Here is a 19,618-nt window from a genome sequence, read left to right as displayed (position 1 = left end):
CCGGACCCGGGTCCGGACACGGACACGGCCCCGGACCCGGGGGCCCGTACGCGCGCCCTGTCCGCCCCCGCCCTCGCCGCCGTCCTCGCCCTCGCGCTCCTCGCCGCCCTCACCGCCGCCGTGTCCCTCGGCTCCACCTCCATCCCGCCCGGCGAGGTGTGGGGTGTGGTGGGGCGCAGGCTGTCCGGCGACGCGCCCCGGCCCGGCACGGACGACCTGATCGTGTGGCAGTTGCGGGTGCCGCGCGCCCTGCTCGCCGCGTTCGTCGGCGCCGGGCTCGGCGTCGTCGGCACGGCCGTGCAGGCGCTGGTGCGCAACCCGCTCGCCGACCCGTATCTGCTGGGCATCTCCAACGGCGCCTCGCTGGGCGCCGTCGCCGCCCTCGTGCTCGGCGCCGGTGCGGGCGGCGCGCTCGGGCTCGGGCTGTCGGGCGCCGCGTTCGCGGGGGCGCTGGCCACCTTCGCGCTGGTGTGGGCGGTGGCCCGGCGCGGCGGCGGCTTCGCGCCGCTCAGACTCGTCCTGGCGGGAGTGGCCATCGGCCAGTTCCTGTCCGGCTTCACCAGCTACCTCGTCCTGGGGGCCGGTGACGAACAGCAGACGCACAGCGTGCTGTTCTGGCTGATGGGCAGCCTCGGCGGCGCCACCTGGCCGCTGCTGGCCGCCCCCGCGCTCGCCGTCCCGCTCGCGCTGCTGGTCCTCCAGGCCCGCGCCCGGGGCCTGAACGCGCTGCTCATGGGCGATGAGACGGCGGCCGGGCTCGGCATCGACGTCGTACGGCTGCGGCGCGAACTGTTCCTGGTCACCAGTCTGCTCACCGGGGTCCTGGTGGCCGTGTCGGGGGCCATCGCCTTCGTCGGGCTGATGGTCCCGCACGTGTGCCGCCTCCTGGCCGGCGGCGACCACCGCAGGCTGCTGCCGCTGTCGGCGCTGCTGGGCGCGCTGCTGCTGGTGGTCGTGGACACGGTGTGCCGTACGGCCATGGACGCGCAGGAGCTGCCGGTCGGGGTGGTCACCTCGCTGATCGGCGCCCCGGCGCTGCTGTATCTGCTGGACCGGCGGCTGGGGAGCGGCAGTTGAGGATCGACATCGAGGACCTGCACGTCGCCTACGGCGGCCGTACCGTCGTCGCCGGGGCGCGGCTGTTCGCCGCCGAGGGCGAGATCACCGGGCTGGTCGGGCCGAACGGCAGCGGCAAGTCGACGCTGCTGCGGACCGTCTACCGGCATCTGAGACCGGTGGCCGGGCGGGTGCTGCTGTCCGGCACCGACCTGCGCGAGCTCACCGCCGTCCGGGCGGCCCGGCATGTGGCCGCGCTGCCGCAGGAGCGCGGCGGCGACTTCGAGCTGAGCGTGCGCGAGGTCGTCGCCATGGGCCGCACCCCCTACAAGCGGGCCTTCGCCGCCGAGGACGCCACCGACGCCCGGATCGTGGCGCGCGCCCTCGCCGACACCGGTATGGCCGGGCACGCCCACCGCCGCTTCACCGAGCTGTCCGGCGGCGAACGCCAGCGGGTCCTGCTGGCGCGCGCCTTCGCCCAGCAGCCGGACGTCCTGGTCCTGGACGAGCCGACCAACCACCTCGACGTACGCCACCAGGTGGAACTGCTCGCCCTGCTGCGTGCCCAGGCCCGTACCACCCTGGTCTCGCTGCACGACCTCAACGCCGCCGCCTCCGTCTGCGACCGGCTGCACGTCCTGCACCGGGGCCGCGTCGTCGCCTCCGGCACCCCCCGCGAGGTGCTCACCCCGGCGCTGATGGCGGAGGTGTTCGGGGTCCGGGCGGCGGTCGTGGACCACCCCCTGACCGGCGACCCGCTGATCGCCTTCGACCACCGGGCCCCGGCGGGGCCGGTCGCGGATCCGGCGACGGCTTCGGATGCGGCCTCGGCATCGGGTTCCGCCCCGGACACCGCCCCGGACGCGGAGGTACGCGCATGAGCCGCACCCCGGACGTGGTCGCCCCCTCCGTCGACCGCTGGTCCCTCGTCGCCGTCGCCGGAATGCTCTCCTTCGTCGCGATGCTCGACATGAACATCGTGAACGTGGCGCTCGCGGACATCTCCAGCGATCTGCACGTCTCGGCCGCCACCGCCCAGTGGGCCGTCCTCGGCTACCAACTCCCCGTCGTCGCCCTGCTGCTGCCCGTCGGCCGCTGGCTCGACGGCGTCGGCCCGCGCCCCGCGCTGCTGGCCGCCACCACCGGGTTCGCGGTGTGCGGCGCGCTCGCCGCGCTCGCGCCCTGGGCGGCCTGGCTGATCGCCGCCCGGATCGGGCAGGGCGCGTTCGCAGCGGTGCTGTTCGTCCTGATGCCCCTCCTGGCGATGCGGTCGGTACGGCCCGGGCTGCGCGGCCGGGCAATGAGCGTGCCCGCCACGCTCGGCCCGCTCGGCGCGGTGACCGGGCCCGCGCTCGGCGGGCTGCTCCTGGACCAGCTGGGCTGGCGTGCGGTGTTCCTCGTCAAACTCCCCGTCTGCGCGGCGGCCCTGGCCGTGGCGTGGAAGGCGATGCCCGGGAGCGGGCGCCTCCGCGCCCCCGACCGGCGCTCGGCCGCCGACGCGCTGCTCGTCGGCACCGGTGTGAGCCTGCTGCTGGTGACGCTCACCCTGACCGCCTCGCACGGCTCGTGGTGGCTGCTGGCCGCGCCCGCCGCCGTGCCGCCGCTGTGGTGGTGGCTGCGCGGGCCCGGCGGGCGCCCGGTGACCGGCGCCCTGCGCGCTTCGGGCCTGTACCGGGCGCACGGCGCGGTCCTGGCGCTCGCGGCCTCGTTCGCCGCCATGCACTACGTGGTCGCCCTCCACCTCCAGCGCGACGACGGCCGCACCGCCACCGCCACCGGCCTGACCGTGCTCGCCTTCCCGCTCGGCATGGGCCTTGCCGGGCCGCTCGGCGGACGCCTCGCCGACAAGTACGGCGGACGGCCGGTCGCCACCGCGGGCGCGGTGCTCACCGCGGCCGGGCTGCTGCTGCTCGTCCCTCTCGGCGACACCTGGTCCCCGCCCGACGTGGCCTGGCGTCTGGCGCTCGCGGGCCTCGGCATGGGTCTGAACGGCGGCCCCACCCAGGCGCTCGTGATGGGCGCCGCCGCCCCCGAGCGGGCCGCCACCGTCGGCTCGGCCGTCCAGCTCGCCCGCAGCCTCGGCTTCACTCTGGGGCCCGCCCTCGCCACGGCCGTCTGGGGCCTCGCGGGCGACGGCGACGGCGTACGGGCCGGGCTGGTGCTCGCCGCCTTCGCCGCCTGCCTCGCCGTCCCCCTGCTCGCGCTCCCCGTCCGGCCCGTACCCCGTCCGGCGGCGAGCACCGGTCCGGTGCCCGCCGCCCGCCCCTGACCCCCCGACCCCGGAGCTGCCCCCATGTGCGGAATCACCGGCTGGGTGTCCTTCCACGGCGACACCCGAGCCACCCACGACCCTCACGACCCCTACCGAGCCCGCACCACCCACGAAGCCCGCGAAGCCCAAGCAGCCCGCGACCGTACGCGTACGCCGGTCATCGAAGCCATGACCGCCGCCCTCGCCCCGCGCGGCCCCGACGCCGGCGGTGTCTGGCTCGACGAGCACGCCGCGCTCGGCCACCGGCGCCTCGCCGTCATCGACCCGGCGGGCGGTGTCCAGCCCATGCCCGACCGCCCCGACGCCCCCAGCGCCGTCCTCTGCTACAGCGGCGAGATCTACAACCACCACCGACTGCGCGCCGAACTGCGCCGGCTGGGGCACGTCTTCCACACCCGCAGCGACACCGAGGTGGTGCTGCGCGCCTACGCCCAGTGGGGCGCCTCGCTCGCCGAGCACCTCGACGGCATGTTCGCGTTCGCCGTCTGGGACGCCCGCGAGCGGCGCCTCCTCCTCGTCCGCGACCGGCTCGGTGTCAAACCGCTGTACTGGGCGGCCGTGGACGGCGGAATCGCCTTCGCCTCCGAACCCAAGGCCCTCTTCCGCCACCCGGAGATACGCCCCCGGGTGGACGCCAACGGCCTGCGCGAGGCATACAGCCTGCTCTTCAACACCGGCCCCACCCTCTGGTCGGGCGTACGGGAGGTCGAGCCCGGCGGTCTGCTGGTCCTGGACCAGGGCGGCGTCCGCGAGCACCGCTACTGGCAGCTGGAGGCGGGGGTGCACACCGACGACCGGGACACCGCCGTCGACCGTGTCCGCCACCTGCTCGACACCGCCGCCCGCGCGCAGCTGGAGGCCGACGTCCCGCTCTGCGCGCTGCTCTCCGGCGGTATCGACTCCACCGTCCTGACCGCGCTGCTCGCCGACGAACTGCGCCTGCGCGAGGGCCCGGACGCGCGGCTGCGCAGTTACGCCGTCGACTACAGCGACCAGGCCGAGCGTTTCACCGGCGACGTGCTGCGCACCGGCCACGACACCCCGTACGCCATCGAGGCGGGCGCCCACATCGGCACCGACCACAGCACCGTCGTCCTCGATCCGCGCACCCTGCTCGACCCCGGGCACCGCGCGGCGGTCGTGGCGGCCCGCGACTCCCCCATCGGCGTCGGCGACATGGACACCTCGCTGTATCTGCTGTTCGGCGAGATCCGCCGCCACTCCACCGTGGCCCTCTCCGGCGAGGCGGCGGACGAGGTGTTCGGCGGCTACCCCTGGTTCCACACCCCGAAGGCGCTGGCCGCCGACACCTTCCCCTGGCTCCTGGTCACCGGCGACGAGGCCGCGATGCCGCTCAACCCGGATCTGGACCTGCGGATCGGTGAGTTCCGCGACGACACCTACCGCGCCGCGCTCGCCGCCGTGCCGCACGCCGACGGCGAGAGCCCCGACGAGCACCGGCAGCGCGAGATGCAGCACCTGTCGCTGACCCGCTGGCTGCGCCAGCTCCTGCACCGCAAGGACCGGCTCAGCATGGCGCAGGGCCTGGAGGTCCGCGTCCCGTACTGCGACCACCGGCTCGTCGAGTACGCCTTCGCCACCCCCTGGGCCCTCAAGAGCTTCGACGGCCGCGAGAAGAGCCTGCTGCGCGCGGCCGGGGCGGGACTGGCGCCCGAGTCGGTGCTGTGGCGGCCCAAGAACCACTACCCGGCCACCCACCACCCCGACTACAACCGGGGCCTTCAGGACATGGCCCGCGACGCCCTCGACGCGTGCGGCGGCCGGGTCCGCGACCTCGCCGACGAGAGCCGCCTCAAGCCGTGCCTCGACACCCCGCCGGACCGGCTCCCGTGGGGCCACCGCCTCCGCCTCGAACGCGTCGTCGACCTCGCCCTGTGGCTGGACCACCACCAGCCCGAACTCGCCCTCTGAGGAGCACCCTTCATGACCATCCAGGAACCGCTGCCGGTCACTGGTTCGGACGCCGAGCCCGTCCCGCTGATGGGCTGCCCGTACAAGCGCGCCCCGTACCCGCTGTACGAGAAGATGCGCGAGGCGGGACCCGTCCACCGGGTGGTGTTCCCCAGCGGGGTGAACGCCTGGCTCGTCACCGGGTACGAGGCCGCGCACGCGGCCCTCAACGACGAGCGGCTGGGCAAGAACCACGACCGGGGCAACGACCGCTGGCGCGAGCGCGCCTCGATCATGCCCGAGCCGCAGCACTCCCAGCTCCAGGTGCATCTGCTGCACCAGGACCCGCCCCGGCACACCCGGATGCGGCGGTTCGTGACGGACGCGTTCACCCCGCGCCGGGTGGACGAGCTGCTCCCCCGCTTCCAGGAACTGGCCGACGCCCTCGTCGACGCCCTGCCCGATTCCGGGCCCGCCGACCTGGTCGCCGCCTTCGCCGCCCGCTTCCCCTTCCAGGTCCTCGCGGAGACGATCGGCCTCCCGCCCGCCCTGGCCGACCGCTTCGACCGCGACTGGGGCAAGGTCGTCCAGCCCGTCGGCCCCACCGACCCCGGGCGTCCGGCGTACGAGGCACGGCTGCACGGCCTCCAGAGCTATATAGCCGAGGTCGTCGCCGACCGGCGCGCGCACCCGGGCGAGGACCTCCTGAGCCGGCTCGTGGCCGCCCGCGACCGGGGTGAACTGACCCCCGAAGAGCTCGACTCCATGATCTTCCAGCTTCTGGTCGCGGGCCAGGAGCCGGTCACCAACCAGATCACCACCGCGCTGATCGCACTGCTGCGCCACCCCGGCCAGCTGGCCCGGCTGCGCGACGACCCGGCGCTGCTGCCCCGCGCGGTCGAGGAACTCCTGCGCTACGACAGCGCCTTCGAGCTCACCACCTGGCGTTTCCTCGCCGAGGACGACGAGCTGTACGGCACGCGCGTCCCCGCCGGGGACTCGGTGATCGTCTCGCTGTGCGCCGCCAACCGCGACCCGCGCCGCTTCGAGAACCCCGACGCGCTGGTCCTCGACCGCTCCCCCAACCCTCATCTGGCGTTCGGCCACGGCATCCACTTCTGCCCCGGGGCCGCGCTCGCCCGGGCCGAGCTCCGGATCGCGCTGGGCACGCTCCTGTCCCGGCTGCCCGGGCTGCGGCTCGCCGTCGCGGACGGGGAACTGGAGTGGACGGGGGCGGTGCTGGGGCGCGGGACGACGCGGCTGCCGGTCGCGTACGACCACCGCGTCTGACACCGGGCCCGCCGCCCTCCCCTTCCGCACGACAGCCCCAGCGACAGCGCCAACCGGCTACGCGGCGCCCGGCACACGGCCGAGGCGCCATGCCGCCATGCCGCCACGCCCCCTGACACCCCACGTCCCGTGCCCCGCCCCTCCCCCGCAAGGAGAACTGCTCCATGCAGCTGACGACCGCCCCGGACCTGGCCTCCACGGCCCCGAGCACCACGTCCCGCGACACCATGAGCCCCGGCACCACGACCCCGGGCGCCACGCCCCCCGGCACCACGACCCCCGACACCACGGCCGCCCTGAGCGCCGCGATCCTGAACCTCCTGCTCCCGCACCACCGCACCACCGACCCCGACGAGGGGCCCCTCGACGCGTCCGCCTTCCCGCGCCAACTGCGCCGTATATCCGCCTTCGTACGCGCCGGAGCACCCGTCGTCCTCACCCTCCCCGGCTTCCCCTGCAAGTCCCCCAACCCGGCCAAGGTGCTCGGTCACCTCCCCGACCAGGGCGAACGCCTCTCCCTGCGGTTCCTGGACTCCCTGTGCAGAGACATCGGCCGGATACACCCACCGGGCGCCCGGATCGTCATCTGCTCCGACGGCCATGTCTTCGGGGACCTCGTCCGCGTCCCGGACCACCACATCGACGCCTACGCCGACGAGCTGCGCGCCCTCATCGCCGCCTCCCACCTGGACCGGCTCTCCGTCTTCGACCTGCGCGACGCCCTGGGCGACCTGCCGTACGAGGCCCGGCGCGCCCATGTCCACGACCACTACGCCCCGAGCCTGGACGCCCTGCGGGCCGAGGTCCGTACCGACGCACAGACCCTCGCCCTCTACCGGGGCATCACCCGCTTCCTGGTGGAGGACAGCGCCGGTTTCCCGGGCACCCGCTCGGCCCTCCAGCGCGAATGCCGGCTGCGCGCGTACGGCGTCATCCAGCGCAGCCGCGCCTGGGGCGCGCTGATCGCCGAGCATCATGCCGACGCGGTGCGCCTGTCCATCCACCCGCAGCCGGCGGGCGCCGCCAAGTTCGGCATCCGCCTCCTGGACGCGCCCGACGCCTGGACCACGCCGTGGCACTCCAGCGCCCTGCGCCGCGCCGACGGCACCTGGACGCTGCTGCCCCGGGCGGCGGCGGCGCGCCTGGGCCGCGAGGTCCACCGGGACGGCCGCCCCAGCCACTTCGAACAGCACGAACAGCACGAACAGCACGAACAGGTCGACCGGAGCGACCGGAGCGACCGGAGCGACCGGAGCGACCCGCCCCGGGAACGGATTGCCCCGGATCCGTATCTCACTGTCCGACACTGGACGTCCGGCCGTCCGCGCACGCGGGACACCCGGACCCCTTCGGCTTCGGCAGAGAGTTCGCGCGGTTCATGGGCCTGACGAGTACCACCGTTCTGTTGCTGGCCGTGGTCTGCACGGTCCTGCTGTTCGCCGCCACGGTCTGGCTGTGGCCGTTCCTGGCCCGGCGGGGGTGGATGCCGGTGCTGGGCAGGGTGGGCCTGGTCCTGACGATCCAGGTGCTGCTGTTCTCCTCGGTCGGCCTCGCCGCCAACAGGACGTTCCTCTTCTACGGCTCCTGGGCGGACCTGTTCGGGCGCCAGAGCGGGGTGGGGGTGCTGGGCACGCAGGCCATCGGCAACCCGGGCGTGAAGCTGGTGGCCCGGCAGGAGGTCGGTGTCCCCGGGGCGGGGTCGCCGCACCTGAGCGGCGAGGTGCAGAAGATCTCGGTGCAGGGTGAGCGGTCGCGGATCGTCAGCCCGGCGTATGTGTATCTGCCGCCGGAGTACTTCCAGAAGGAGTACGAGCACACGAAGTTCCCGGCGGCCGTCGTCCTCACCGGCTTCCCCGGCACCGCCGAGAACCTGCTGAAGGGGCTGCGGTACCCCAAGACGGCGTGGATGCAGGTCAAGCAGAAGAAGATGCGGCCGATGATCCTGGTGATGATGCGGCCCACGGTGGCGCCGCCACGCAACACGCAGTGCATCGACATCCCCGGCGGTCCGCAGACGGAGACGTTCTTCGCCAAGGACCTGCCCCAGGCCATCGCGGGGACGTTCCGGGTGGGCACCGCGCCGCGCAACTGGGGCTTCATGGGTGATTCGACGGGCGGCTACTGCGCGCTCAAGCTCGCCCTCCAGCACCCCGAGGCGTACGCGGCCGGGGTGGGCCTGTCCGCCGACTACAAGGCGGAGGTCGACGGCGACTCCGGGGACCTCTTCCACGGCGACAAGCAGGCGCAGAAGCGCGCCGACCTGCTGTGGAGCCTGGACCATCTGCCGCAGGGCCGCTCCTCGTTCCTGGTCACGACGTCCAGGCGCGGCGAGACCAACTACCGGGCCACCCAGCGGTTCATCGCCAAGGTGCGGGCCCCCGCCCATGTCTCGTCGATCACGCTCGACACGGGCGGGCACAACTTCAACACCTGGCGGCGGGAGATCCCGCCGGCGCTGGCGTGGCTGAGCGGGAGACTGCGGGGCGAGTGAGGGCCGCGGGCCGAAGACCGTCCGCTCAACCGCGGCCCCGCTGCCCGACCCGCTCGGCAAGGAAGTCCTCCCAGGTCCGGGTGGCCGTCACGGCGTGCTCCAGGGAGAGGTTGAGACCGGCGCGGTAGGCGCGCCCGGCCTTGCCCGGCACCCGTACCGGCAGCATCGGGCGCCGCTTGCCCCGGGCGCTGAGATACGTACGGGTCAGGTCCCGCATGCCGTACACCTCCGGCCCCGCGAGATCGCCCACGAGCCCGGCGGGCTCACCCAGGGTCAGTTCGACGAGCCGGGCGGCGACCTCGCGCGAGTCGACGGGCTGGAGGCGCATGCCGGGGACGGGGACCACCGGCAGCTTGGCCATCTTCTCCATCATGGTCAGCACCAGGTCGTGGAACTGGGCCGCCCGCAGCGTCGTCCACGGAACGCCGGACTCCTCGACGGCCCGCTCCGCGCCGAGCTTGGCCCGGAAGTAGCCGAGCGGGACGGTGTCGGCGCCGATGACGGAGATGTACACGAGGTGCTTGACCCCGGCGCGGGCGGCGGCCGACGCCAGGTTGCGGGTCGCCCGGTCGTCGCCCTTGGGCCCGCCCGCGAGATGCAGCACGGTCCCGGCCCCCGCCACGGCGGCCCCGATGCCGTCCCCCGCGAGCAGGTCGCAGGCCACGTACTCGACGCCGGGGTCGTCACCGGCACGCGGATTCCGGCTCAGCACCCGCACCTCGCGCCCGGCCTGCCGCAACAGCGGGACGACATGCCGCCCGAGGGTGCCGGTACCACCGGTGACCAGGATGGGAGACGCCATGACCACACACTCCAGAACTCGCTCCACGTACCCCGCCCTTGCCGACGGGGTGAGCCGCGCGGGTGGGCGGCTCTGCTGGTGTGAAACGTGGGGGCGGAGGAACGTGACACGATTGGGGAAACTTTTTTCGATGTTGACCGTCTCCGTGTGGGTCTGCGGCGACACCATCGCACGGACGGTCGCCCTACTTCTCCGTCTACGGCGAGCCGCAGACCCTCAAGCCCGGCGGCCACTCCTGGGTCGTCGCTTGGTTCGCTGCCCGCGCGGCCCTGGGCCTGCCACTGCACCTCCACGGCGGCGGCCACCAGGTACGGGACCTGATCCACGTCGACGACGTGGCCGAGTTCGGGCCGGGACCCGCGTCGGGCTACCCGGACTGGCCGACGAGTGCCGGCGGGGCGATCGTGCGGGCTCGTTCGTAGAGGTCGCGGGCGGCGGTGTTCTTCAGGTGGGGGCGGATCAGGCTGAACATGGTCTTCACGCGGTCGTCGGCGCGGCCGGACTGGACCATGGGGTAGTCGTCGAGCGCCTGATGCCAGGTCGCGCAGGCGGCTTCCAGGTGGCCGACTTCCAGCTGGCGTTCGGCGAGCGTTGCTCGGTGACGGACCCTTGCGCGCCTGTAGATGCCGTAGCGGAGCTGGTCGGAATGTTGCATCGCCTCGATGGCCCCGGGCACGTCGCCGAGCTCGTAACGCACCTGACTGACGTGGTAGTTGAGCGACGAAGGGTCGTACGAACCGAACGCCTTGCTGCGCGACTCGGCCCGGTCCATGGCGGCTTCGGCTTCCCGCATGTACCGGAGGGCGCCGGTACGGTCGCCGGTCTGGGCGGCGGCGTGGGCTTGTTGCCCGGCGAGGAAGGCCCGCATCCGAGGCCCGGCCTTGGGGGAGGCAGCGGCAGCGGCGTCGGCCAGTTCCATGGCCTTGGCGCCGTGGCGTAGGTCCACAGCCTGCACGCTCATACCTCGCAGAGTCGTGCAGTAAGTGAGGTGGTCCTCGGCCGCTCCGGCCAGTTCCAAAGCCTTGACGTAGTAGCGCTGCGCGAGTCCGTGCAGGCCCTCGTCCACTGCCATGTAGCCAGTGAGGTACAGCAGGTCCGAGGCGGCAGACAGCATGGCTTGTCGGACGTTTTCCGGGGCGTCGGCCCGCAGGTACGCCGCCACCGTGTTGACCATGAACGAGGCTGCCATGGGCCGTGCGTGGCGCCCGCCGAACTGGTCGTCCAGCTCCGAGACCCTTTCGGTCATGGCGATCACCATGTCCACCTCGTTCATGCCGATCCGCGAGGCACGGCCACTCTGGGCGGCTTCGGCGCGGCCGATGACGTCAGGCCAGCCGGGGATGGTGAGCGCGACGGAGAAGAGGCCGGCGCCCAGGACGCTTCGGCGTGACGGGTCCATGTCGAGCCTCCCCAGGTCGATCATTCCTTCCACGGTATCCGTGGTGGTGGCGGAGTGACCGGAGGGGAGTGGCAGGCCCGCTTCAGCGTGAGTGACCGGGCGTCCGAGCCGCCGTGACAGGGCTTCGAGGAGGCACGGTCGGACGGCTGTGCGCGGCATGGTGCCTTCGAGCCAGTGGCTCACCGCGGATTCGTCATAGCGCAGCGGAGAGCCCGTTTCCGTGCCCACGCGGTTCACGGCCCGCGCGAACTGGCGGTACGTCCAGTGGGTCTCGACGAGCAGCCGCGCCAGAGCAACGTTCGGTTCCCGCGTTGCCACGGCCATCAACTCCCGTCACTTTCAAGGACTTTCAAGGACTTTCAAGGCTTTCAAGTTCCGACGTTGCAGCAACGGTACCGCCGTGTGTGGTCGCGCGGTTGCGTAGAGGAAGCAGAGATCGCAACGGAAACGGAGCTGGGGCACCGTGGACACGCACAGCGAAGCGCGAGGCATCGGAGCGCAACTCGCCGAGGAGCTGCACCTGGCCTTGCCGGCTCGCGGCTTCTACATCCCGATGGGCCCGGCCACCCCGATAGGGGGACGGGCGTACGTGGACGTGGAGCCGGTACGGGGCGACGTCGCGCACCGGTTGATCGAAGTACTCGGCCCTCCCCCGCTGACTATGCCGGACCCCGAAGATCCGTGGGCAGTCGCGGAGGAGGCACTGAAGGATCTGCGCCGAGCTCTGTGTGCCGCGAACATCACGCTCCCCTTGCTGGGGATCGATGAGCCCTGCGGGGTCCAGCAGGCGGTGTTGGTCGAGTTGGGCAACGCCCATCCGGCCGTTGTCCGGCAGCTCGCGCAGACCATCGCGAAAGGTGCAGGGCGGTGAACGCAAGCCAGTGGGCGGAGCTGCGCAGATGTATCGCCGCACACGAGAGGCGGTGCGCGGTGGAGTGCGAGTGGCTGGAGGCGGTGGTCCCGAAGATCCAGGCAGCAGCCTCCCTGCTCGCCCGGGAACTGGCGGCGGCGTGCGAGGCGGAGCAGAGCCGGGCGGAAGACGGCAGCCATGCATGACATTTACCGATGCGAGGTCACCGCCTACACCCTGGACTACTCCCGCGCGTGGGGGCTCGTTCTCGACCACGTGATCACACCGACGCAGGTCGTCCGCTGGTTATGCGGCCATGCGGCGCACGTCAGCCGATCTCAAGGACCCGCACCCGATCACTGAGTGGTGCCCCGCCGAGGCGCTGCGACCCGTATCACCGATCGTGCCCGACGCCCCCAGCATCCTGCGCCGATGGTGCGTTGACACCGACGAGCACGAAGTCTCCCTGGCCGTGTTGCGCAGCCCCAGGCGGCACCACACGAACCTGGCAGGCCACGCGGCAGGAACTCCATGAGCCCCCGCCCGCCTGCCCCGTATGACGGCGGTCGGCAGACGGGCGGGTCCACCGATGCACCCAACCGAAGGAGAGTGCAGCAGTGTCCGTAACGCTAGTACGACCGGCCCCCGAACGGGTCGCGGAGCGAGCACGGCAGATCCTGACGACCGTCGAGGCCGACCCGGAGTACGACCGGCTGCGCACCGCATGCGCGAAGTACGACGAGGACTGGACCAGCTTCATGGGCTACGCCCTCGTCGACGGGTTCGACATCGCGCACGACACCGAGCCCCTGTTCCCCGAAGCCATGCGCGCCATGTCGATCAAGTCCACCGTCTACGAGATGACCGACGGCAACGAGGAAGCCGCGGAAGTCCCGGTGGCCATCCCGGTGGACGAGATGATCCACGCCCTCGCCGCGCAGTTCACCGTCCTCAGCCGCATCCAGGACCGGACCGGGATCAAGTTCGTCCACGCCACCGACCGCGAAGCCATCGGCGCGTGGGACCACGGCGACTACACCCACCAGGTCTACCGGGCGGCGTGGGGGCCGATGAACGAGCGGTACTGGTTCGGCAGGGACGAGACCGCCAAGCGCAGGGCCGCCGTCATGGCGAAGTACGAGCCCATGGGCATCCTCGACGGGGGCCGCCGCTTCGCTCCCGGCTTCGCCACCACCGGTTAGTTGAGTGCGCGGCGCAGCGCCTGGAGTACATCCACCTGCGGGAACACCCGGGGAATCTCCTCGGCCGCCTGCTCGATGAGCAGTTCCAGCACGCCGGGCGCTGCGCTGTGCATCACCTCGTACAGATACGCATCAAGACCGGCCGGGCTCTCCGGCAACTTCAGCTCCACCGCGAACGGGATGCCGTCGGTCTTGTACCGGCCTGGCGGCAGCCCCACCTTGTGCGGGTGCACGCACACCGGGACGCCGGCTGCCGTGTACCGGTGACCGTCCAGCGGGTTGAACGGGCAGTTGGCAGACGGTCGCTCGAACACGTCGAACTCGCCGATCGGGAATCGGCGGGAGGGGCAGATGCCACATGACGGGTGCTCGCCACCAGTGACGAAAGCGTCAGCCATGCGCGGCAGCGTAGCGTTCTCCAGAGCTCGAAATGGATCGCCGCTGCGTCATCGCCGACATCACGGCCCGTATGTTCGTCGCCCGCCCGGGCGGTGATCACAGCGGCTACGCGCATTGCGGCGACGCCGCCGCCGCGAGCCAGGACCCGGTCGCCGTCGCCTCGTTCCTCGCCGGTTTCCTCGGGGACGGGGCCGTCATCCACGACGCGTACGGCGTGGGCGTCCGGTACTACACCCTCGTCCCGCCGGGCACGCACCCGGGCTCCGGGGGGGGGCCGTCGCCCTCCGCCGCGAGCGCACCGGGCCGGCCGAACAACCCCACCGCCCTCACCCCGTCACGCCGCGAACCCCACGTTCGTCACGTACTCGTACTGCCCCCACTGCGACCCCAGGTCCTCGATGACGTCCGTCCACGCCCCGTCCAGCGCCTCCGCGTCCGCCTCCGCCCAGGCCGCCACGATGCGGTCCCAGCGGCGGACGTTCATCGTGCGGTACTCCACGATCCGCTGGCGCGGGCGCGGGACCTGGGACTGGTTGAGGGGGTGGAGCTCCACGCGCGTGCCGCCCGCCGCGTTGAGGCGGCGCAGCAGGTGGCGGGCCACGTTGTGGCGGCGGACCGTCCAGTACACGCGGTCGATGCGCTCCAGGTTCGCCGCCGTGGGGGTGCGTCCGCCCGCCAGCCAGGCCCTGAGCGTGCGGTCGGTGACGGTCAGGCCCGCCTCCCGCGCCGCCGCCCACGCGTGCGGGGTACGCGTCAGGTAGTGCAGCCGCGCCATCAGGCCCCGCTTCACCGTCACCGGCGTCACGATGCCGCCCGCGAGGGAGTCCAGGACCCGGGACACCGCCTCGCTGCCCTTGATGCCGCGTGCACCGTACTTGCCGAACTCCTGGCTGTGTTCCGGCACTTCAGCCCTCCTCGCCCTGATCGCCCTGCTCGGCCCGCTCGCCGGCCGTGTACGTGTCCTTGACCTTGACCTCCGTCACGCCCCGGCCCTCCGCGAACACCGCACGCCAGTCGCCGATCACATGGAGCTCGTCGGTGCCCATCGCCCGCACCACCGTCAGTCCCTCGTCGTGCGCCTTGTACGCCTTCATCCAGAGGTTGGCGAACGCCTGGGAGCGGATGATGTGCATCCAGTCCGGACGGTACAGCTCCCTGTTGTAGTTGGACTCCCCCATCGTGGAGACGAACTTGGAGTACATCGCCTTCACGTACTCCAGCGTCACCTCGTCCCCGTCCGCGAGCGCCGCGTCCCGCGCGTCCTTCAGCGCGATCCGGAACTTCTCCAGCAGGTTCTCGGTCGCCCCGGACGTGAACGACTCGTGGATCTCGGGCGGTTCGCACAGCCCGTACTTCGGTCCCGACAGGCGGTGCAGCAGCCGCAGCGTCGGCTCGGTGACCCACAGCGGGCCGGGCTCGTCGCGGTTGCCGATCGGGTTGGGCAGCACGTCCTCGTGCTCCCACACCGGCGGCGTGATCAGATGCACGCCCGCCCGGCGCCGGTCGTGCGCGAAGCCCGTGGAGTGCTCCAGCTGCCCCAGCGGCAGATGGGTCTTGAGCGCGGAGAGGTACGCGCCGTTGATGTCCAGCGCCGTCACCTCGTGCTCACCCGGGGGCAGCGCGTGCCGCGTCCACTTGGGGCGCGCCTCCCAGATCTGGTCGGCGCCCCTGGCCGTCTGCTTGCGCAGCACGTCCGGGATCCACGGGTGGGCGACGATGTCGTAACGGGCGCCCTTGCGCGTCTCGTCCAGCAACCTCATCGCATCCGGGATCGCCCGCCTGACCAGCGCGGCCGTCGCCGCGTCCACATCGCCCCCGTGCTCGGCGAGCACCGTACGCACGACCTGCCCCACCAGGTCCGAGGGCTCGGGGCGGGCGGGCTGGAAGGCCCGGCGAGTGGGGGGCTTGGAGGGCGTGGGCGCTTCAGCGGCTCCGGCGGCCTCGGAACGCTCTTCTGCCACGGGAGTCTCCTCGCCCCCGGCCGACACCTCCCCGCACTCCCCCGGATCCAAGTGCTGCGCGAACCCCGCCACCCGCTGCCGTGCCGGACGCCCGCACAGCACGCACGGCTCGGGCGCGACGAGCTGCTCGACGTCCTCGACGTCCTCGATGGCCGAGGTGTCTTCGATGGCCGAGGTGTCCCCGGCGGTGCCGGTGTCCTCGGGGCCTCCGGAAACATCGCCCCCGGCCTCCGCCTGCTCCGGCCCGTACTCCTCCAGCCGCTCCCGCAGCCCCTCCAGCAGATACGCGTACCGCGTGCGCAGCTCGCCCGACGGGTCGCGGCCGGTCTCCCAGCCGGTGACCGTCGACGGGCTGACCCCGAGCGCGCGGGCGACCTGCGCCTTCGACAGACGCGCGGCCTCCCGCAGCCGCCGGCGCTCCTCGTACGCCATGAGCGGGGTCTCGGGCCCGACCGAGGCGAGCAGCGAGTCGATCGCGTCGAAGTCGCTCACCGTCCCGCCACCCCGTCCCGCACGTTCCGCACACCCTTGCCGCCGCCGCGCCGTGCCCCCGCCGGCAGCGCCTCGCACGCCCGGGTCGGACCGGCCAGCAGGTCCAGGGGGCCGATCCCATAGTGCGCGGCCAGCATGTCGCAGTCCCGCAGGCTCCACGCGGTGGTGCCCGCCTGGCGGCGCGACACCTGAGTCTGCGTCAGGCCGAGCACCTCGGCCAGGTCCCGCTGCGACTCGCCCGTCGCCTGCATCAGCGCCGCGACCGTCAGCCGCAGCGACTCCTCCAACCCCAGTCCCATACGCCCCACCCTACCAACCAGCGATGCGATTTCCGCATGGGGCGCAGGGATAGGGACTAGCGCAGTCGTTCGGCGAGGAAGTCCTCCCAGGTGCGCTCGCCCAGCGTGGCGGTACCGTCCAGGGACAGGTTGTCGCCCGCCCGGTAGGCGCGCCCCGCCTTGCCCGGCATGGGCACCGGGACCAGCAGCCGGCGCGTGCCACGGGCCTGGAGGTACGTACGGATCAGGTCCCCCATCTCGTACACCTTCGGCCCGGCCAGGTCCGGCGCCTGCCCGCTCGGATCGCCCAGGGCCAACTGCACCAGCCGGTCCGCCACATCGCGCGCGTCGACCGGCTGGAAGCGCAGCCCCCGCGGGACGGGGACGACCGGCAGCCGGGCCGTCTTCCGGCACAGCAGCAGGATCAGGTCGTGGAACTGGGCCGAGCGCAGGGCCGTCCACGGGATGCCGGACGTCCGCACCGCCTGTTCGGCCTCCTTCTGCGTACCGAACCAGCTCAGCGGGACGCGGTCCGCGCCGATGACCGAGATGTGCACGAGGTGGCGGACCCCGGCGCGGGAGGCGGCGCCGGCCAGGTTGCGGGTCGCCACGTCGTCGCCCTTGGGGCCGCCGGCCAGGTGCAGCACGATGTCGGCGCCCTCGACGGCGAGGTCGATGCCCTCGGGCCGCAGCAGGTCGGCGGTGACGTACTCGATACCGCCGATGTCCTCCCGGCCGTGGCGGCTCAGTACGCGGACGCGGTGCCCCTCGGCCAGCAGACGCGGCACCACATGGCCGCCGAGCGTGCCCGTGCCACCGGTGACCAGGATCGTTGACGCCATCGCTGCTGCTCCTCGATTCGTTGGACTCCCCCGGGTATCGGACTCCCCCGGGTAGATGAGCAGGTCCGCGGTGATCTACTTCTCTGACACACCGCGCGCGGACGAGGGGGACCGGAGGAATGCGGCCGATGGACGAGCAACAGACGCACAGCGACAGCCACAGCCACAGGGACAGCCACAGCGAGAACCCGCCGGGGGCGGAGGCACAGCCCCGGGCACGGACCCGGGCACAGACCCAAGCGCTCACCGAGCGCTTCCAGCAGGACCGTTCCCATCTGCGCGCGGTCGCCTACCGCATGCTCGGCTCCCTCAGCGAGGCCGAGGACGCCCTCCAGGACGCCTGGCTGCGCGCGAGCCGCGCCGACCTCGACGAGGTCGAGAACCTCGGCGGCTGGCTGACCACGGTCGTGGCGCGGGTGTGCCTGAACATGCTCCGTACCCGCCGCACCCGGGGCGAGGACCCGTTGGAGGCGGCCGGACCCGACGCGGGCTTCGGCACCGGCGTCGGCGCCGGCTCCCCCGGCGAGGAGGGTCGCCCGGACCCCGAGCGGGAGGCGGTGATGGCGGACTCGGTCGGGCACGCGCTGCTCGTCGTGCTCGACACGCTCGCCCCGGCGGAGCGCCTCGCCTTCGTCCTGCACGACATGTTCGCCGTACCGTTCGACGAGATCGGCCCGATGATCGAGCGGACCCCGGCCGCGGCCCGCCAGCTCGCCAGCCGCGCCCGCCGCCGTGCCAGGGGCGCCACGGCCGCGCCGGGCCCGGACCCGTCCCGCGGACGCCGGCTCGCCGAGGCCTTCCTCGCCGCCACCCGTGACGGCGACTTCGAGGCCCTGGTCACCCTGCTCCACCCGGACGTGGTCCTGCGCGCCGACAAGGCGGTCGTGCCCAGCGCCGAGCCCATCTTCCTCGGCGGCGCCGTCACCGTCGCGAAGGCGGCGATGGCCGCGGTGGGCCGAGCCCGGTTCACCGGGGTTGCCCTGATCGACGGAGCCGTCGGCCTCGCCATGGCCCCGTTCGGCCGGCTGCGCGTGGTGCTCCGCTTCACGGTCGCGGACGGGATGATCAGCGAGATCGACGTCGTCGCGGAGCCGGACCGGCTGCGCGAACTGGAGATCGCGGTACCGGACGCCTGAGCCCGCCCGGCGCCGCCGCACGCACGGCATCCGCGTACGGCGGCGTCGCGGCACGCGCAGTACCGCCTGCGCCGGTGGCGCGGCACGCACGGCATCCGCGTACGGTGGCGGGGCGGCACGCACGGCATCCGCCTACGCCGGCGCCGCGGCACGCACGGCATCCGCCTACGCCGGCGGGGCGGCCCCGGGGCCGCCCCGCCCCGCCGCCCCGGCTACGCTCAGCGATCATGCTCCTCTCCGCCGACGCCCTCCTCTTCGACAGCGACGAGACCCTCGTCTCCAGCATGCGTTCCGTCGTACGGGCGTGGACCAGCTGGGCCGCCTCGTACGGCATGACCCTCCAGGACGTCGCCCGCGTCGAGGTGCACGGCCGCCCGGCCGCCGCGATCGTGGCCGAGCTGCTCCCCGCCGAACAGGTCGCGCGGGCCGTGGCCCGCCTGGAGGACGCGGAGGTCGCCGACGCGCTGGCGGGCGGCGTGGAGCCCGTCCCCGGCGCGCCCGGACTCCTCGCCCAGCTCCCCCCGGACCGCTGGGCCGTGGTGACGTCCGGCACCCGGCGGGTGGCCGAGGCCCGCCTCGGCGGGGTCGGTATCCACCCCCGCCACCTGGTCACCGTCGACGACATCACCCACCACAAGCCCCACCCCGAACCGTTCCTCCTGGCGGCCGAGCGCCTGGGTGTCGACCCGGCGCGCTGCGTGGTCGTCGAGGACGCGCCCGCCGGGCTGGCCTCGGGCCGGGCGGCCGGGATGACGACGATCGCCCTGACCCGGACCCACCCGGCCCGGGAACTCGACGCGGACATCACGGTCGACGACCTCACCTCCGTGTCCGTACGGGTGACGGCGACCGGCCTGGAGATCACCGTCGGCCGCCCCGTCACCACCGCCGCGGACCCCACCGGGGCGTGAAAGAGCGGGAATTGCGCGCCCGGGGCACGGGCGTGCCTTCTTCCCGGTTATCGCGTTGATACGGGCATGAATCTCTGTCGAGTTCTCAGTACCGCGGTGGCAGGGTCGGCGTTGGTGGCTGCAATGGCACCTTCTGCTCAGGCGCTGGACATCGGCCGGACCATCAGCAGCGCCGCGCACACGGCCGCCGTCGCCGGGGAGCAGGCCAAGCCCGTGGCCGACGGGGTGGTCGGACACAGTCTGAACAAGCGGGTGAAGGCCATCAAGGACGCGGTCAAGGCGGGCACCGACGCCGCCGAGGCCGGGCACAACCTGGTGAGCTGACC

19 protein-coding genes and 2 pseudogenes are annotated in these 19,618 nt (G+C 73.0%); 14 read left to right on the top strand and 7 right to left on the bottom strand.

The annotated features are described in order from the left end of the window. Positions 1-57 precede the first annotated feature (57 nt). The 7 genes and pseudogenes from ACZ5ID_RS32815 to ACZ5ID_RS32785 all read left to right on the top strand — a co-directional run bounded on the left by ACZ5ID_RS32815 (position 58) and on the right by ACZ5ID_RS32785 (position 9,020). Entirely contained in the window at positions 58-1,077 is a 1,020-nt protein-coding gene (locus ACZ5ID_RS32815) for a FecCD family ABC transporter permease (RefSeq protein WP_468905385.1), read from the top strand. After that, positions 1,074-1,937: an ABC transporter ATP-binding protein gene (locus tag ACZ5ID_RS32810; protein WP_468905296.1), complete on the top strand. Its 864-nt coding sequence runs from the start codon at positions 1,074-1,076 to the stop codon at positions 1,935-1,937. The genes ACZ5ID_RS32815 and ACZ5ID_RS32810 overlap by 4 nt, the downstream gene beginning before the upstream one ends. After that, positions 1,934-3,325 (top strand): MFS transporter, encoded by a 1,392-nt coding sequence (locus ACZ5ID_RS32805; protein WP_468905293.1) that lies wholly within the window; start codon positions 1,934-1,936, stop codon positions 3,323-3,325. Before ACZ5ID_RS32810 ends, ACZ5ID_RS32805 begins: the two co-directional genes overlap by 4 nt. A 24-nt stretch (positions 3,326-3,349) precedes the next feature. Beyond that, on the top strand, positions 3,350-5,260 hold the full coding sequence (asnB, locus tag ACZ5ID_RS32800) for an asparagine synthase (glutamine-hydrolyzing) (RefSeq protein WP_468905290.1): 1,911 nt from the start codon (positions 3,350-3,352) through the stop codon (positions 5,258-5,260). 12 nt (positions 5,261-5,272) lie between these two features. Beyond that, entirely contained in the window at positions 5,273-6,529 is a 1,257-nt protein-coding gene (locus ACZ5ID_RS32795) for a cytochrome P450 family protein (protein ID WP_468905287.1), read from the top strand. Between the two features lie 227 nt (positions 6,530-6,756). Further along, positions 6,757-7,719 (top strand): annotated as a pseudogene (locus tag ACZ5ID_RS32790) (L-tyrosine/L-tryptophan isonitrile synthase family protein); the annotation flags it as partial. A gap of 188 nt (positions 7,720-7,907) precedes the next feature. Then, the gene (locus ACZ5ID_RS32785; RefSeq protein ID WP_468905284.1) at positions 7,908-9,020 is read left to right on the top strand and encodes an alpha/beta hydrolase; all 1,113 of its coding nucleotides are present in this window, start codon (positions 7,908-7,910) and stop codon (positions 9,018-9,020) included. 25 nt (positions 9,021-9,045) lie between these two features. Here ACZ5ID_RS32785 and ACZ5ID_RS32780 read toward each other — a convergent pair whose 3' ends face one another. Next, the gene (locus ACZ5ID_RS32780; RefSeq protein ID WP_468905282.1) at positions 9,046-9,822 is read right to left on the bottom strand and encodes an SDR family oxidoreductase; all 777 of its coding nucleotides are present in this window, start codon (positions 9,820-9,822) and stop codon (positions 9,046-9,048) included. Between the two features lie 185 nt (positions 9,823-10,007). On the opposite strand from ACZ5ID_RS32780, the pseudogene ACZ5ID_RS32775 reads away from it, so the two are divergent. Beyond that, positions 10,008-10,166: pseudogene (locus ACZ5ID_RS32775) on the top strand (NAD-dependent epimerase/dehydratase family protein); the annotation flags it as partial. A 23-nt stretch (positions 10,167-10,189) separates the two neighbouring features. On the opposite strand, the gene ACZ5ID_RS32770 reads toward ACZ5ID_RS32775, so the two are convergent. Continuing rightward, a complete protein-coding gene (locus tag ACZ5ID_RS32770; RefSeq protein WP_468905383.1) occupies positions 10,190-11,539 on the bottom strand; it encodes a tetratricopeptide repeat protein in 1,350 nt (449 codons plus the stop codon). Positions 11,540-11,684: 145 nt separating this feature from the next. Between ACZ5ID_RS32770 and ACZ5ID_RS32765 the strand changes: the two genes are divergently transcribed. The 3 genes from ACZ5ID_RS32765 (at position 11,685) to ACZ5ID_RS32755 (ending at position 13,273) form a co-directional block, all read left to right on the top strand. After that, positions 11,685-12,092 (top strand): hypothetical protein, encoded by a 408-nt coding sequence (locus ACZ5ID_RS32765; RefSeq protein ID WP_468905279.1) that lies wholly within the window; start codon positions 11,685-11,687, stop codon positions 12,090-12,092. Beyond that, a complete protein-coding gene (locus ACZ5ID_RS32760) occupies positions 12,089-12,277 on the top strand; it encodes a hypothetical protein (RefSeq protein WP_468905276.1) in 189 nt (62 codons plus the stop codon). Before ACZ5ID_RS32765 ends, ACZ5ID_RS32760 begins: the two co-directional genes overlap by 4 nt. A 411-nt stretch (positions 12,278-12,688) precedes the next feature. After that, the gene (locus ACZ5ID_RS32755; protein WP_468905274.1) at positions 12,689-13,273 is read left to right on the top strand and encodes a hypothetical protein; all 585 of its coding nucleotides are present in this window, start codon (positions 12,689-12,691) and stop codon (positions 13,271-13,273) included. Here ACZ5ID_RS32755 and ACZ5ID_RS32750 read toward each other — a convergent pair. From ACZ5ID_RS32750 to ACZ5ID_RS32730, 5 genes are all read right to left on the bottom strand, one after another. Next, complete coding sequence (locus ACZ5ID_RS32750; protein ID WP_468905271.1) at positions 13,270-13,671, bottom strand: hypothetical protein; 402 nt, start codon at positions 13,669-13,671, stop codon at positions 13,270-13,272. The two genes, ACZ5ID_RS32755 and ACZ5ID_RS32750, sit on opposite strands and share 4 nt — an antisense overlap. 335 nt (positions 13,672-14,006) lie before the next feature. Continuing rightward, the gene (locus ACZ5ID_RS32745; RefSeq protein ID WP_468905269.1) at positions 14,007-14,576 is read right to left on the bottom strand and encodes a transcriptional regulator; all 570 of its coding nucleotides are present in this window, start codon (positions 14,574-14,576) and stop codon (positions 14,007-14,009) included. Between the two features lies 1 nt (position 14,577). After that, positions 14,578-16,125 (bottom strand): helix-turn-helix domain-containing protein, encoded by a 1,548-nt coding sequence (locus ACZ5ID_RS32740; protein ID WP_468905266.1) that lies wholly within the window; start codon positions 16,123-16,125, stop codon positions 14,578-14,580. After that, the gene (locus ACZ5ID_RS32735; protein ID WP_468905263.1) at positions 16,122-16,424 is read right to left on the bottom strand and encodes a helix-turn-helix domain-containing protein; all 303 of its coding nucleotides are present in this window, start codon (positions 16,422-16,424) and stop codon (positions 16,122-16,124) included. The genes ACZ5ID_RS32740 and ACZ5ID_RS32735 overlap by 4 nt, the downstream gene beginning before the upstream one ends. A 56-nt stretch (positions 16,425-16,480) precedes the next feature. Then, entirely contained in the window at positions 16,481-17,245 is a 765-nt protein-coding gene (locus ACZ5ID_RS32730) for an SDR family oxidoreductase (RefSeq protein ID WP_468905261.1), read from the bottom strand. A gap of 128 nt (positions 17,246-17,373) precedes the next feature. Between ACZ5ID_RS32730 and ACZ5ID_RS32725 the strand changes: the two genes are divergently transcribed. The 3 genes from ACZ5ID_RS32725 (at position 17,374) to ACZ5ID_RS32715 (ending at position 19,616) form a co-directional block, all read left to right on the top strand. Beyond that, complete coding sequence (locus ACZ5ID_RS32725) at positions 17,374-18,381, top strand: sigma-70 family RNA polymerase sigma factor (protein WP_468905258.1); 1,008 nt, start codon at positions 17,374-17,376, stop codon at positions 18,379-18,381. Positions 18,382-18,608: 227 nt separating this feature from the next. Further along, on the top strand, positions 18,609-19,292 hold the full coding sequence (locus ACZ5ID_RS32720; RefSeq protein ID WP_468905255.1) for an HAD-IA family hydrolase: 684 nt from the start codon (positions 18,609-18,611) through the stop codon (positions 19,290-19,292). A gap of 123 nt (positions 19,293-19,415) precedes the next feature. Beyond that, positions 19,416-19,616, top strand: coding sequence for a hypothetical protein (locus ACZ5ID_RS32715; protein WP_468905253.1), 201 nt, complete (start codon positions 19,416-19,418; stop codon positions 19,614-19,616). The last annotated feature ends 2 nt before the right edge of the window (positions 19,617-19,618 follow it).

Source organism: Streptomyces sp. NPDC031670 (assembly GCF_055580545.1).
Note: the sequence above shows the minus strand (reverse complement) of the source record. Positions and strands in the feature narration are given on the sequence as shown.